The organism is Flagellimonas sp. ABD4_174 (assembly GCF_056160185.1).
This window is the reverse complement of sequence record NZ_JBSWWP010000001.1, coordinates 1,155,949-1,169,989: the sequence shown is the minus strand read 5'-3', so window position 1 is coordinate 1,169,989 and position 14,041 is coordinate 1,155,949. Positions and strand designations below refer to the sequence as shown.

16 protein-coding genes are annotated in these 14,041 nt (G+C 42.3%); 7 read left to right on the top strand and 9 right to left on the bottom strand.

What is annotated here, in order from left to right:
- Positions 1–119 precede the first annotated feature (119 nt).
- The 3 genes from ACXAFK_RS05145 to ACXAFK_RS05135 form a co-directional block, all read right to left on the bottom strand.
- Positions 120–1,277, bottom strand: a complete 1,158-nt coding sequence (locus ACXAFK_RS05145; protein ID WP_474957014.1) for a serine hydrolase domain-containing protein — start codon at positions 1,275–1,277, stop codon at positions 120–122.
- Positions 1,278–1,435: 158 nt separating this feature from the next.
- Complete coding sequence (locus tag ACXAFK_RS05140) at positions 1,436–2,266, bottom strand: sterol desaturase family protein (RefSeq protein WP_474957013.1); 831 nt, start codon at positions 2,264–2,266, stop codon at positions 1,436–1,438.
- A gap of 21 nt (positions 2,267–2,287) precedes the next feature.
- Positions 2,288–2,782, bottom strand: coding sequence for a YkgJ family cysteine cluster protein (locus ACXAFK_RS05135; RefSeq protein WP_224837474.1), 495 nt, complete (start codon positions 2,780–2,782; stop codon positions 2,288–2,290).
- 74 nt (positions 2,783–2,856) lie between these two features.
- Between ACXAFK_RS05135 and ACXAFK_RS05130 the strand changes: the two genes are divergently transcribed.
- Positions 2,857–3,567, top strand: coding sequence for a class I SAM-dependent methyltransferase (locus ACXAFK_RS05130; protein ID WP_474957012.1), 711 nt, complete (start codon positions 2,857–2,859; stop codon positions 3,565–3,567).
- Positions 3,568–3,608: 41 nt separating this feature from the next.
- The gene (locus tag ACXAFK_RS05125; protein ID WP_474957011.1) at positions 3,609–4,433 is read left to right on the top strand and encodes a hypothetical protein; all 825 of its coding nucleotides are present in this window, start codon (positions 3,609–3,611) and stop codon (positions 4,431–4,433) included.
- Between the two features lie 14 nt (positions 4,434–4,447).
- Here the strand turns inward: ACXAFK_RS05125 and ACXAFK_RS05120 are convergent, their stop codons facing one another.
- Positions 4,448–5,080 carry a 7-carboxy-7-deazaguanine synthase QueE gene (locus ACXAFK_RS05120; protein ID WP_338196458.1) on the bottom strand — a complete coding sequence of 211 codons (633 nt, stop codon included), beginning with the start codon at positions 5,078–5,080 and terminating at the stop codon, positions 4,448–4,450.
- 32 nt (positions 5,081–5,112) lie between these two features.
- Positions 5,113–5,565 (bottom strand): RidA family protein, encoded by a 453-nt coding sequence (locus ACXAFK_RS05115; protein ID WP_474957010.1) that lies wholly within the window; start codon positions 5,563–5,565, stop codon positions 5,113–5,115.
- 57 nt (positions 5,566–5,622) lie between these two features.
- On the opposite strand from ACXAFK_RS05115, the gene ACXAFK_RS05110 reads away from it, so the two are divergent.
- Genes ACXAFK_RS05110 through ACXAFK_RS05095 form a run of 4 tightly spaced genes read left to right on the top strand, consistent with a single transcriptional unit; the run spans position 5,623 to position 9,010 of the window.
- Positions 5,623–7,134 carry a helicase HerA-like domain-containing protein gene (locus ACXAFK_RS05110; RefSeq protein WP_224837469.1) on the top strand — a complete coding sequence of 504 codons (1,512 nt, stop codon included), beginning with the start codon at positions 5,623–5,625 and terminating at the stop codon, positions 7,132–7,134.
- A gap of 8 nt (positions 7,135–7,142) precedes the next feature.
- A complete protein-coding gene (locus ACXAFK_RS05105) occupies positions 7,143–7,691 on the top strand; it encodes a hypothetical protein (protein ID WP_474957009.1) in 549 nt (182 codons plus the stop codon).
- Positions 7,692–7,712: 21 nt separating this feature from the next.
- The gene (locus ACXAFK_RS05100) at positions 7,713–8,552 is read left to right on the top strand and encodes an alpha/beta hydrolase (RefSeq protein WP_474957008.1); all 840 of its coding nucleotides are present in this window, start codon (positions 7,713–7,715) and stop codon (positions 8,550–8,552) included.
- A gap of 35 nt (positions 8,553–8,587) precedes the next feature.
- A complete protein-coding gene (locus ACXAFK_RS05095; protein ID WP_474957007.1) occupies positions 8,588–9,010 on the top strand; it encodes a VOC family protein in 423 nt (140 codons plus the stop codon).
- Between the two features lies 1 nt (position 9,011).
- Here ACXAFK_RS05095 and ACXAFK_RS05090 read toward each other — a convergent pair whose 3' ends face one another.
- Positions 9,012–9,638 carry a DUF2306 domain-containing protein gene (locus ACXAFK_RS05090; RefSeq protein ID WP_474957006.1) on the bottom strand — a complete coding sequence of 209 codons (627 nt, stop codon included), beginning with the start codon at positions 9,636–9,638 and terminating at the stop codon, positions 9,012–9,014.
- A gap of 119 nt (positions 9,639–9,757) precedes the next feature.
- Here ACXAFK_RS05090 and ACXAFK_RS05085 point away from each other — a divergent pair, with 119 nt between their 5' ends.
- A complete protein-coding gene (locus ACXAFK_RS05085; RefSeq protein WP_224837464.1) occupies positions 9,758–9,910 on the top strand; it encodes a hypothetical protein in 153 nt (50 codons plus the stop codon).
- Position 9,911: 1 nt separating this feature from the next.
- Here the strand turns inward: ACXAFK_RS05085 and folD are convergent, their stop codons facing one another.
- From folD to ACXAFK_RS05070, 3 genes are all read right to left on the bottom strand, one after another.
- Positions 9,912–10,793, bottom strand: a complete 882-nt coding sequence (gene folD / locus ACXAFK_RS05080; RefSeq protein WP_293293941.1) for a bifunctional methylenetetrahydrofolate dehydrogenase/methenyltetrahydrofolate cyclohydrolase FolD — start codon at positions 10,791–10,793, stop codon at positions 9,912–9,914.
- 31 nt (positions 10,794–10,824) lie between these two features.
- Positions 10,825–12,153, bottom strand: coding sequence for a signal recognition particle protein (gene ffh / locus ACXAFK_RS05075; protein WP_224837462.1), 1,329 nt, complete (start codon positions 12,151–12,153; stop codon positions 10,825–10,827).
- A 105-nt stretch (positions 12,154–12,258) separates the two neighbouring features.
- Positions 12,259–14,019: a hypothetical protein gene (locus ACXAFK_RS05070; protein WP_293293938.1), complete on the bottom strand. Its 1,761-nt coding sequence runs from the start codon at positions 14,017–14,019 to the stop codon at positions 12,259–12,261.
- Positions 14,020–14,041 lie beyond the last annotated feature (22 nt).

The following is a 14,041-nucleotide window of genomic DNA, read 5'->3' as shown; positions in this document are numbered from 1 at the left end:
AGATATCTCATATCGTTCGAAAGGACTGATACACCACCTAGGTCATTTCGACTGAGTGAAGCGTCCAGCAACTTCAAAATAAAAGAATAAGTCCGTATAGTACGAAATGGCATTCAAACTTAAAAAGCCCCGTAAACCTGCTTAACAAACTCCCCTATTTTTGAAGGTTCCAGCCAACGGGTCACGATCACCAAACCACTTTTTTGATCCACCACAATAAAATTGCCCCCAAAACCGGCAGCGTAGAACACATGTTCTGGAACACTATCCCAATGGCGATCACCCTGTTGGTTTAACCACCACATGTAGCCATAATTCACATTGGGCACGGAAGGCATAGTCGCTTTCTTGATCCAATCCTCACTGATAATCTGTTCATCTTGCCATTTCCCGTTGTTCAAGAATAGGATTCCAAAACGGGCCATATCCTCGGTAGAAATAAAAAGCCCTGCACCTGAGTGTCCACCTCCCGTAACGGATTTCATTTTAATACCATCGATAACGGTCCAAGCATTTTCGTAACCGAACCATCGCCAAGATGTAGTTGCTCCAATTTTATCCATCACCTCTTCTTTGAGCACCATGGGAACAGGTTTTCTCCACACATGGGTGAGCGAATAGGCAAGTACGTTCACACGAACATCGTTATATTCCATTACGGTTCCTGGTTCGTTAAGGGTTCGGTACTTCCAATCGTCAAGACCTCCTTTGCTAGGTGGACGGTCCGCCCAGTCCTTTCCCCCCCACAGCTCGCCCGACCAATCGGAATTTTGTTGTAATAGGTGTTCCCAGGTAATTTTGGAATTATGCTCGCCATCAAAAGTGCCGTCCCAGATATAGTCGCCAACTTTATCCTTGGTGTCGTTGATCAATCCGTGATCTTCGGCAAGACCAGCAACGGTGGACAGAAAGCTCTTGGTAACACTAAAAGTCATATCAACACGTTTGGTATCTCCCCACGATGCCAAAACATAGCCGTTCTTCATAATCAATCCGGCAGGTCCCCCACGTTTTTTGGTCGGACCCAAAATTTGATGAAAAGGCTCTCTCTTGAACCCTTCCAAAATAGCGACCCGCAAATCCCTGGACCCGGAATATTCGTTGGATTTGGCATAATCGACCGCCTTTTTCAAAGCAGCTTTGTCAAATTTAAATTGACCATTCTCAGCTGTTTTCCACGTTGCGTAGCGTTCTGGAAAATATATTTCTTGGGAGTTGACATTAAAAGTGATGGCAAATGCGGCAAAAAGTAAGGCCGCAACAAAACTGTTTTTCATTTCAGAAAGGTTTGGATTGGGGAAGTAAGGTAGTGATTGTTACGGAATTTTAAATCATCAGTTCCAATGATGATGTAGATAGATAATGGATTCTGCTTAAAAACAAGAATAACATCTTGGAATTCTTGAGCAATCGAAATCTAAAGATCGATTCTTTACTACCCATCTGTTGTAGGCCTTCGATATTTATGGAAAGGTTGTTTTAGCAAGCCTTTGATGCTGCTGTTCTCCTTTTCATCCGGAAATGTATCCACGCCGTAAACAATATCCTCTGCATCCAAATACATATAGGTACCGAACAACCGGTCCCAAATAGAAAAGATATTCCCGTAATTGGAATCGGTATAGGGCAACTTGTAGTGATGATGCACTTTGTGCATGTCCGGACTTACAATGAACCAACTGATAGCCTTGTCCACTTTTTTTGGCAATCCGATGTTCGCATGGTTAAATTGAGAAAAAATTACCGACAGACTCTGGTACAGCATTATTATTCCTATGGGCGCACCAACGATTAAAACACCTGCCAAAGTAAAAGCGTAGCGTATTAAACTTTCCAATGGATGGTGCCTGTTGGCGGTAGTGGTATCCACATTGTGGTCGGAATGGTGCACCAAATGCACCATCCATAAAGGTTTTACTTTGTGCTCCACCCAATGAGCTGTATATGCCCCGATCAAATCCAGAAGCATTACCCCTAAAAGCACATAAAGCCACAACGGCATTTCGGGCAGCCAATTAATGATCCCGAACCCATTCTCCACAGCCCAGTCCGAAGATTTTAGGAGCAAGAACGCTAAAGGAAAGTTCACGATTATCGTTGTGATCGTAAAAAAGAAATTGGGGACGGAGTGCTTCCATTTTTTGTAAGGCGCGTTGAACAAGGGCACAATACCCTCCAAAATCCAAAAAAAAGTGATTCCTCCTACCAAAATTAGGCTTCGATGCCACGAAGGAATCGTTTCAAAATAAGAAATTATCTGTTCCATTCCTTCAAATATAACAAATCATCAAAATTTTATGGATTTTTTCATTTCTTCCACAATATTGAAGGCCGCTGGGCAAATGGCCACATTCTTCAGGGTCAAATGGGCAATCTGTTGGAACTTTTTTCGGTCCGTATGCGGAAACTCTCGACATGCCTTGGGCCGAACGTCGTAAATGGAGCAATAATTATCGGCACCCAAAAACGTACAGGGTACGGATTGCAGCACATAATCGTTCTCTTCATCCATTCGCAAAAACTCATCTATGAATTGTGAAGGTTTCATCCTAAAATGTTTTGCTATCCTCTCGATATCCGCAGTGGTAAACAATGGACCCGTGGTTTTGCAACAATTGGCACAATTAAGGCAGTCGGTACGCTCGAATTCGCTCTCGTGCAAATCCTGCATTGTATAATCAAGGTTTTTGGGAGGACGCTTTTTTAGTTTAGCAAAGAATTTTTTGTTCTCGGCATGTTTTTCCTTTGCCCGTTGCGCCAACTCCTTAAGTATTTCGTCCATAGTGCACAAACTTATCTATTTTAAACCTTTCAATGCAATTAAAGTCCCACCTTTGCAAAAACAAAACACCCAAAATGGCAGATGCTTTTGGAAAGGCGGTATTAGATTATCAAAAAGGCCTATATACGGAAGACATTAAAACCTTTTCATCTTTAGATGAAGAGGATGTTATCCCTGTCCCCTATTTGTTCCGCAGCTTCCATAAAATGCCCAAAATAGAACAAAAGGCCCTTGAGTTGGCACGGGGAAAGGTCCTGGATATTGGTGCAGGTGCCGGAAGCCACTCCCTGTATCTTCAAGAAAAGGGATTGGATGTTACAGCCTTGGACAATTCCAAAGGATGTATAGCGGTATGCGAGGAGCGTGGCATAAAATCTGTGGTTTTAGGCAGCATATTGGAGTATAGGGATACCCGTTTCGACACCTTGCTATTATTGATGAACGGAATCGGTTTGGCCGGAAAATTGAAAAATTTAAGTCACTTTTTAAAGCATTTGGCCTCATTATTGATGCCCAATGGTCAGGTTTTGGTCGATTCCAGCGACATTATTTACATGTTCGAACAGGATGATGACGGTGGTTATTGGATTCCGGACAATGGCGATTACTATGGCGAAGTAAAATTTAAGATGGAATATAAAGGAATGGAAACCGATGAGTTTGATTGGGTCTATATAGACTTCAATACCCTAAAAAATGCCTGTGAATCGAATAATCTTAATTGTGAACTTGTACTATCTGGGGAACACTACGATTATTTGGCCAAACTAACGTTAAAAAAGTAATAGTTTCCTATTTAGAACGTTGATATACTAATTCTCTTGTTATGAAAAAAATTGCTCTTTGTGCCCTATTCTGTGTTGGATTATTAACGAGCTGCTCCAAGAGTTCGGACGAAAACACCACTAACGAATCCAGTACCAATCTTAAAGCTGGGAACCTATTGACCACGGGCGCGTCGGCAAGAGACCTATTATCCAACGAAAATTTTGACAAGCTTATAATCGAAATTGCATATGTTGCCGGTTTTGAGCCTACATTTGAGGCCATTTCCAATTTTGAGGACTTTTTATTGGAAAGAACCTTTAAGGAGAATATAGAATTCAAGTTTACCTCACTTTCCACACCATCCGAAGAAACCCTTACCCTAGATGAAGTTGTAGACCTGGAGGAAAAAAACAGGACCCAGTACAACAGCGAAAATGCCATTGCGGTATATATCTATTTTGCCGACGCACCATCCGATAGTGATGATGAAGATGAAGGATTGGTCACTCTTGGCGCCGTCTACCGAAATACATCCATGGTCATTTATCAATCCACCGTGGAGGATATTGCAAACCGCAGCTCGTTCGTAACCATAGCCGATGTGGAGACTGCTACCTTACTACATGAATTTGGCCATTTGTTCGGTTTGGTAAACTTGTCCACACAATCTGTAAACGACCACGAAGAAACCACGGAAAATGAGGACGGGAATCAGGAAGGCACCAACCATTGTAATGTTGAAGGCTGTTTAATGCGTTCTGAATTGGAATTCGGGAGCTCCATGCTCAAACAGATGGAGAAAAACGCCTCCAAAGGATTGGCCACTATTCCCGATTTTGATACCGAATGCATTTTGGACCTTCAAAAGTACGGTGGTCGATAAATTTCCAAAAAAATTTAAGGGATATTTAAATATTTGTGGGTCTGCAAAGATACTTTCCATTTAGGGTGCTTCATTACATAATCCACAATTTGTGGCACCATTTTATCCCTAACGCTCCACTCGGGCTGTAAATACAAAATACAGTTCTCCCCAACTTGTGCCGCTTGCTCTTCCGCAAATATAAAGTCGTGTTTATTGTACACAATTACCTTTAGTTCGTGTGCTTTTTTGGAAATATCCCCAACAGGGAGCTTATTTTTTTTTGGCGAAAGACAAATCCAATCCCAAACCCCTGTTAAAGGATAAGCCCCGGAAGTCTCGATATGTGTCTTCATGTTTTTGGCCTTTAGGCCATGGGTCAATGGCCCCATATCCCAAGTCAGGGGCTCACCTCCTGTAATCACAATGGTATCGGAGTACTTTTCGGCGTTTGCTATTATGCTATCAATGTGTGTAGGAGGATGTGTTTCCGCGTTCCAGCTCTCCTTTACATCGCACCAATGACAACCCACATCACAACCTCCCACCCTTATAAAATAAGCGGCCGTACCTTTATGATATCCTTCACCCTGAATGGTATAGAATTCTTCCATGAGCGGCAACATGGCACCTTTCTCCACCAATTCCATTACATTTTCTTTTACCATGCCGCAAAGATAATCCTCTTGGGCGGTTTCACCTATTTTACGGCAATAACATCGATTTCTATCTGTCCGTTGGCAGCAATGCCCTTCGCGGCAAAAGTGGTCCGAGCAGGCTTTTTGGTAAAATACTGGACATAAATTTCGTTAAAAGCCGCAAAATCATCAATATCTGCCAAGATCACGGTACATTTCACCACATTGTCCAAAGTCAAATTGTGCTGCTCAAGAACCGCTTTTATATTTTCAATAGCTTGTTTGGTCTCGGCCTGGATACCGCCATCAACAAGGGTACGCGTTGTATGGTCCATTCCAATCTGCCCGGCCAAAAAATACATATTGCCAGCTTCAACCACGTCGCTAAAGGGAGCTTTCTGTTTTTTAGGTTCGTGCGAATTATGGAAAATAAGTTCGGTGGTTTCCTGTGCATAAGTGGTTGCAACAAAGCCGCTCAACAAAATTGCCAAGATGGTGTACTGAAAAGGTTTCATGATCTCGTTTTTAGTATTGCCTAAAATTACCCTATTTTTATCGCAAATTGAACAGCGATGGGCAATAAAGAAAATTTCTTTGAACATATAGCACAGGGATACGCCATGAAAGGCGATTACATTACCATGGGTGCCGGTATGTTGGATGGTGAAACCATCACCGATGCACATATAAAGATTCCTTTAAAAATGATGAACCGTCACGGACTCATCGCAGGTGCAACGGGAACCGGTAAGACGAAGACCCTACAAGTGCTTGCAGAGAATTTATCCGACAAAGGAATCCCGGTTTTGCTCATGGATCTAAAAGGAGATTTGAGCGGTATCGCCCAACCAAGCCCCGGCCATCCTAAAATTGATGAACGGCACGAAAAGATCGGGCTTCCATTCGAACCCAAAGGTTTTCCTGTAGAGATTATGTCACTATCCGAACAAGATGGGGTACGCCTGCGCGCCACTGTTTCCGAATTTGGCCCTGTACTTTTATCCCGTATTTTGGATTTGACAGTAACCCAAGAAGGTATTGTTGCCGTAGTATTTAAATATTGTGACGATAATAAATTACCCTTGCTCGACCTAAATGATTTTAAAAAGGTACTGCAATATGCAACTGGTGAGGGCAAAAAAGAGTTTCAATCGGCTTATGGCCGTATATCCACAAGTTCCACAGGGACTATTTTAAGAAAGATCATCGAGCTCGAACAACAGGGAGCCGATTTGTTTTTCGGGGAAAAATCGTTCGAAGTGGACGATTTGGTCCGTATTGATGAAAACGGACGAGGATTTATCAATATAATCCGTTTGACCGATATTCAGGACCGTCCCAAACTCTTCTCAACCTTTATGTTGAGCCTTTTGGCGGAAATTTATGCCACCTTCCCAGAGCAAGGCGATAGCGACCGACCCGAATTGATATTGTTCATAGACGAGGCACACCTTATTTTTGACAATGCCAGCAAAGCGCTTTTAGATCAAATTGAAAGTATTGTAAAACTAATTCGCTCCAAAGGAATAGGGTTGTATTTTGTAACCCAAAACCCGACCGACGTGCCGGACGACGTACTGGCACAATTAGGATTAAAGGTGCAACATGCCCTACGTGCTTTTACGGCCAAGGACCGAAAAGCCATCAAGCTCACGGCGCAGAACTATCCCATTTCCGAGTTTTACGACACAGCCGAGGTACTTACCTCTTTAGGAACCGGGGAAGCCTTGATCTCCGCTTTGGACGAAAAAGGACGCCCCACTCCACTGGCAGCAACCATGATGCGTGCTCCTATGAGTCGAATGGATGTGTTAAGCGATTCTGAGATCAAAGAGGTTTTGGACGCCTCCAAATTGATAAAAAAATACAATGAGGAAATCGATAGGGAAAGTGCTTACGAAATCCTGAGTGAAAAAATTGAAAAAGCTGAAAAGGAGGCAGAGAAAGAAAAAGAAATAAAACAAACTTCCCGCAGAACAACCTCAACACGAAGAAGCACCAGAATGAACCCTGTGGTCAAAGTTTTGACCAGTGCAACATTTATCCGGGGGGTTTTGGGCGTATTAAAAAAAGTGATTCGATAATAATTCAAATGAAAAGAACAATTAGCATATTGACCCTAATTTGCGGCATTGCAGCAATACAATCCTGTAAAAAGGACACCACGTTTTTAATTACCGAAACCAGTGTAGGCCCGCTGACCCAAACTACCAGAGTGGCAGACATAAAAACTGTTTTTGTGCAAGATTCGGTCGTAGCCGATTCTACACAGATCAACCTGGGGGTATCACCAAAAAAAATGGAGGTTTACGAAAAAGGCGGCAAACACCTTTTAACCCTAAAGGCGAATTCCGATAGTATCCCTACAATTGAAAACGTAAGGATCATGGACCCAAGGTATGTTTCGGACAAAGGTGTAAGCTTGCAAAGTACCTTCAAGGACATCCAAAACAGTTACGATATCAAAAAAATTGTGACCACATTGAACAGTATTGTTGTTTTTCCAAAAGGAAGCAATCTTTATTTTACCATTGATAAAGAAGAACTGCCCGAGGGCCTTCGTTTCTCATCTTCCAATATTGAAGCGGTACAGATACCCGATGAAGCTAAAATAAAATATTTGATGGTGGGTTGGGAATAGACCCAAAATCCTTGTCCCCAAATGAAAAAAGCACTTAACAAAATAATTCCATTGGTCTATGGGCAGTACTACAATGCCTATACATGGATAGCTCCGAAAAAAGCGGCCCAAAGTGCCTTTCATACGTTCAGTACAGCAAGAAAGGGAAGGGTTAAACCAGAACAGGCCGATTTTTTGAACGGGGCCAAGTTTACTATTGAAAAAGTTGTGGGACATCAAATACAGACCTACCATTGGCCCGGAAACAAAGAAACCGTTTTGCTGGTACATGGATGGGAGAGCAACACCTATAGATGGCGCAACCTTATTAAGAAACTACGGGAAGCCGGTTTTAATATCATTGCTTTTGATGCTCCATCGCATGGGTACTCCTCCGGGAAACATCTATACGTACCACTATATGAAGAAGTGGTAAACTACATGGTGCTAAAACACGACCCTAAGCACCTTATCGGCCACTCCATGGGCGGGATGACCATTGTTTACAACCAATATAAAAATCCCAAAGATTCCGTTGAAAAGATAATCACGATTGGAGCCCCTTCCCAGATCCAGGATTTTATCGACCATTTTCAAGATTTGTTAAAATTGAACAATAGGGTAATGAAGAATCTGGACAATTATATCGAAAATCGTTTTGGGTTTAAAATCGACCAATTTTCTACAGCGGAATTTGCCCAGTCCATCAGTAAAAAAGGTTTGCTTTTTCATGATAAACTAGACAAGATAGCACCCTACAATGCATCGGTATCGGTAAGTGAAAAATGGAAAAACAGCAAATTGATAAGTACAGAAGGGCTTGGCCATTCGATGCACCAAGACAATATAAACGACCAGATCATTTCATTTTTGGAGGGTTAAAAAAGTTGTTCTATTTTTCATAAAAAATAGAGACCATGCAAAGCATTTCACCTTTTCACGTTGCCGTACCCGTTCATAATTTGGAAGAATGCCGCACTTTTTACCGGGATGTTCTTGGATGCGAAGAGGGTCGAAGTGCCGAACATTGGGTCGATTTCAACTTTTTTGGTCACCAATTTGTAATTCATTACAAGCCTAAATCGGACGAAAAGACCCACACCAACCCAGTAGACGGGAAAAATGTTCCTGTACCCCACTACGGTGTTGTATTGCCCTGGGATACCTTTGAAACATTTTCCAAAGGTTTGATCGAAAAAGGAATCGAATTTGTAATAGAGCCCTACATTAGATTTAAGGGTGAGCCCGGGGAACAGGCCACCATGTTCTTTTTAGATCCTGCCGGTAATGCCTTGGAATTTAAAGCCTTTAAGGATATAGGACAATTGTTTGCAAAATAAGCTATACCAGGTTCAACCCTTTTTTACGAACCCACAAATGGGCAAAAATCATATTGGGCACCCAGCACAACCAAGCCACTATTTTGTAGGCCAATACAAATTCTCCAAAAATCAAGGTCAGGATAGGCAACCAAATCCGTAGAGTGACCGCAGCAAAACATGCCGCGTAGCTGTAAATCATCAATCCTTGGTGTAGCGATAGATCTTTGTTTTTAACGGCAATATAGGCCCTTATGGTCGTAAACAACCAAATAACGCCCAAACAAATAAACCCTATTGAAGAAACTATACCTCCTGTGGCAAAAAAACCAAGATAAACACCACATAGACCACTTGCCACTGCCGAGACTACATAAACCTTACCTACATTGCGGTGTACCAGCAATCGTTTGGACCTTATTTTTTTCACAAATTGCAACCAACCGATCATCAAGGCCAAACCCCCAAAACTGATATGTCCATAAAAGGCTAAATTCCATAAAGTACTGGACATCAACTCATCCGATTTGTTCATTAGGATACCAAACTCCTCCGTTGCAAATAGGTAAATTAATGGGTATAGACCAATACCAATGGCCAATAAAACGAAGACCACCCATGCCGCTTTATTCCGTACCGATTGAGCCATATTATTGGTTTTGCAAGAAGTAAGTTATCGATTATTTGGGGATAAAAACAAGAATTTACAAGGTAATTCGTTATAAATGCAATGATTAGGCCCTTATGCCTTGCCCAAATCCTACAATTATGAAGACAATTCTACTCTTGATCACCTTGATCTTTTCCGGTATGGCCGTGTCCAGTTGCACCAATGATGAAGACGATACGGATTTTCAGATCATAAACCCCGAGGAAGAGCAACAAACTGCTTTACAATTGGAACAGGAAAACGCAGACTGACCTATTTGGCGTTGTGGCGCTCTCTTGCCAACAATGTGTTTTTCAATAACATTGCAATGGTCATAGGACCTACGCCACCGGGTACCGGGGTAATATAGGATGCTTTTTTACTGACATTTTCAAAATCTACATCTCCCGTAATGTAATACCCTTTTTCGTATGTATTATCTGGAACACGGGTAATCCCTACGTCGATAATGGTAACCCCCTCTTTTACCATATCGGCCTTAAGAAACTTTGGAACACCCAAGGCAGAAATTACAATATCGGCCTGTAGAGTGAGCTCTTTTAGGTTTTTGGTCCTGCTGTGGGCCAAGGTCACTGTAGAATTTCCGGGACTTCCTTTTTGGCTCATCAAAATACTGATCGGCCTACCTACAATGTGGCTTCTACCGATTACAACGGTATGTTTGCCTTCGGTTTCTACCTGATAACGTTTCAACAACTCCATAATTCCGAATGGGGTAGCCGAAACAAAAGTTTCCATGTCCAAGGCCATTTTCCCAAAATTGGTGGGATGAAAACCATCCACATCTTTATCCGGATCTACGGCCATAAGAACTTTTTCCTCATCAATATGTTTGGGCAGTGGTAGTTGCACAATGTAACCGTCGATATTTGGATCATTGTTCAATTGATCTACTTGCTTTAGCAATTCTTCTTCGGTGGTTTCTTCTGGCAAATGTATCAATGTGGATTCGAACCCTATTTTTTTGCAGGATCTTACCTTGCTCCCAACATAGGTTAGGCTAGCACCATCGTTACCCACCAAAACGGCTGCCAAATGAGGGACTTTTTCCCCTTGCTGTTTCATTTTGGCCACCTCAACGGTGATTTCTTCTTTTATCTGGTTGGATACTTTTTTTCCGTCAAGGATCTTCATGGATTGTGTTGGTTTTATCTTTTGATTGGGGTTAGCGCATGTTCTGCATCATCTGCATCATTTTTTTGCCTCCACCGCCTTGCATCATCTTCATCATTTTGCTCATTTGATCGAACTGTTTTAGCAATTGGTTTACTTCTTGAATTGAAGTACCACTACCTGCGGCTATACGTTTTTTTCTACTGGCGTTCAGTTTGGAAGGTGTGGATCGCTCATCGGGGGTCATGGAATGAATGATGGCTTCGATATGTTTAAAGGCGTCATCATCAATATCTAGGCCTTTTAATGCTTTGCCGGCACCTGGGATCATTCCCATAAGGTCTTTCATGTTCCCCATTTTCTTGATTTGTTGGATCTGACTTAAGAAATCGTCGAATCCAAACTTATTTTTGGCAATTTTCTTTTGGATCTTGCGTGCCTGTTCTTCATCGAACTGCTCTTGGGCACGTTCCACCAAGGAGACAACATCTCCCATACCAAGGATACGGTCGGCCATACGTGATGGGTGGAACACATCGATAGCTTCCATTTTTTCACCAGTACCGATGAACTTGATGGGCTTGTCCACCACGGATTTAATGGAAATGGCAGCACCACCTCTGGTATCACCATCGAGCTTGGTTAGGATAACTCCATCAAAATTCAACACATCGTTGAATGCCTTAGCGGTATTTACGGCATCCTGACCCGTCATGGAATCCACTACGAACAATGTTTCTTGGGGTTGAATGGCTTTATGGATGTTGGATATCTCCGTCATCATCTGCTCATCCACGGCCAATCGACCTGCGGTATCTATGATCACCACATTGCACCCGACGCTCTTGGCGTGTGCAATACCTGCCTTGGCAATGGCCACAGGGTCATTGTTATCGCGATCGGAATACACCTCCACGCCAATTTGATCGCCCACTACGTGCAACTGATCTATCGCCGCCGGACGATATACATCACAAGCTACCAAAAGGGGCTTCTTGGTTTTCTTGTTTTTAAGATAATTGGCAAGTTTTCCAGAAAAAGTGGTTTTACCGGAACCTTGCAGACCGGACATTAAAATTACGGATGGGTTACCGGAAAGGTCTATTTCCTCTGCATCTCCACCCATAAGCTCGGTAAGCTCATCCTTTACCAATTTTACCATAAGCTGCCCTGGCTGAAGCGTGGTCAATACATTTTGACCCATTGCTTTTTCCTTGACGGTATTGGTAAATTCCTTTGCTATCTTAAAGTTGACATCGGCGTCCAACAAAGCCCTGCGGACTTCTTTGAGGGTCTCCGCAACATTTATTTCCGTAATCTGACCGTGTCCCTTTAGGACATGTAATGCCTTATCTAATTTTTCACTTAAATTATCGAACATGTGTTCTTTGTTTTAAAGGAGGCACAAATTTAATAATAATATAAAAGAAAAAGGACGGCTTTGGGGTGAGCCGTCCTTCTTTTGGAAAAAAGATTGGGGATAATCTTATGGTTTTTCAAAAACCAGGGTTTCTACTGTACCATCGTCGCTCTCATCTTTTAGTTCTATTCTGGTTGAAGTAATGGAAATAACTTTCCAATCTTCGGTCAATTCTCCCAAATCGTACTCGAAATCAAAGTTGAGGTAAAATTTTAAGCCTTCTTCGGAATCCCTAACTATTCTCCATAGTCCTTCGGCAATAGGATCGGCATTTATGGACACATCTACTTGGTGATCGGCGGAAAAATTAAAATCCATTTCGGCATAAGTAGCGGTCAAATCCGTTTCCCCTTCTTGATACAAAGCTACATTCCAGGTTCCGCCCATGGCTATGTTTCTAATTTCGGCCACATCTCCATCATTGGCACTATCGTCACATACCCGTAGGAGTACCATTTCGTGGTCAGTCTCTTCAATTTCGAACTCCAAGCGGGTTTCCAGCATTTCCCTGATTGGCCACTCAAAACTTACTCCTGGCTCGTCCCCGATCGAAATCATCAAGGATAGTTTGTATTCGCTATTGAATCCGACTTGCCAAGTTCCCTGCATGGTTGTAACGCCATTGCCCAGAGATACGCTTCCATCGGCCGTGAACTGGAACTCGTACCCTAGCAACCTTTCTACATCTTCTCCTTGGTTCTCCACCTCTTTTATGATCCACTCACATTCCAAAAGTAGATTTAGAAATGCTTCCCTATTTATGTTGCCATCGTCTTCACAAAACCTTTTGAGCACGATTTTGTTACCGCCATCTTTATATAGTTTGATGACTCCTTCTTCCAGTTCGTAAACGTACCATTCGGAAGTAAAATCCGGGAAATCCTGAAAATTTAAATCAAGCTGTACGCCTTGATCTGTATTGCTCGTACTCCATGTACCCATAACCTGATCTGTTGTGGAAGTTGAGAAATACACAGTGCCATCCGCATTAAATGTCAACAACCGCTCAATATACTGGCCTGTATTATCTACTTCGTTACGGATCACTTGCCTTACCTGCAATGGACACTCCATCAATAGCTCGTCCAATTCTTCTACTGTAAAATCATCATCGTTATAATCATCGTCGTCATCTTCATCGCACTCGTTTTTGGCCATTTCCAAAGCGGCCGCCAATTCGCTGTTGCCATTGATCACAACTTCTGTTCCATCATATTTTTTAAGGGTAATGGGAAACTCGATACTAATGAGTTCATTGTCCTCCAGATCAGCAAAAAACCTTCTCATTTCTTTATCACTCTCCACTTGAAATTCTCCGGTGACCTGGTTTTGCAAATCAAACTTGAACATAGTGATCGGGTAGACGAAATCGATACATTCGATATCATCGTCGTCACCACCTTCCAAACATTCCCTGGCCAACGCTTCCAACTGATCTTGGCTTTCGATATTGATTTCACTAAAATCCGACAGGGTAATCACAATGGGAAAAATAATATCAAGAATGTCCTGATCGCTATCAAGCTCATCAAAAATTTCTTCGACAACCTCAAGGTCTTCCTTGGAATCTATGGTGACCTCTACACCATTTACATTTACGGTATACGGAAATTGAACGGCGAAACAGCTTGCACCGTCCACGATATTGTCGTAGGAGCCATCATTGGAAGATGTGTTTTGGATCAAGATGGCCGTTGAGGAGTTAGCAGCTATAGTTTGTTCTTCGTTGCCGCCGCCAACTTCTTCATATTCTTCTTGGCATGCCGACATACTGAAAACGAGTACAACCAATGCTGCGCGCAATATATTGCTAATCAACTTTTTCATAATAACTGAACTTTTGGGGTTA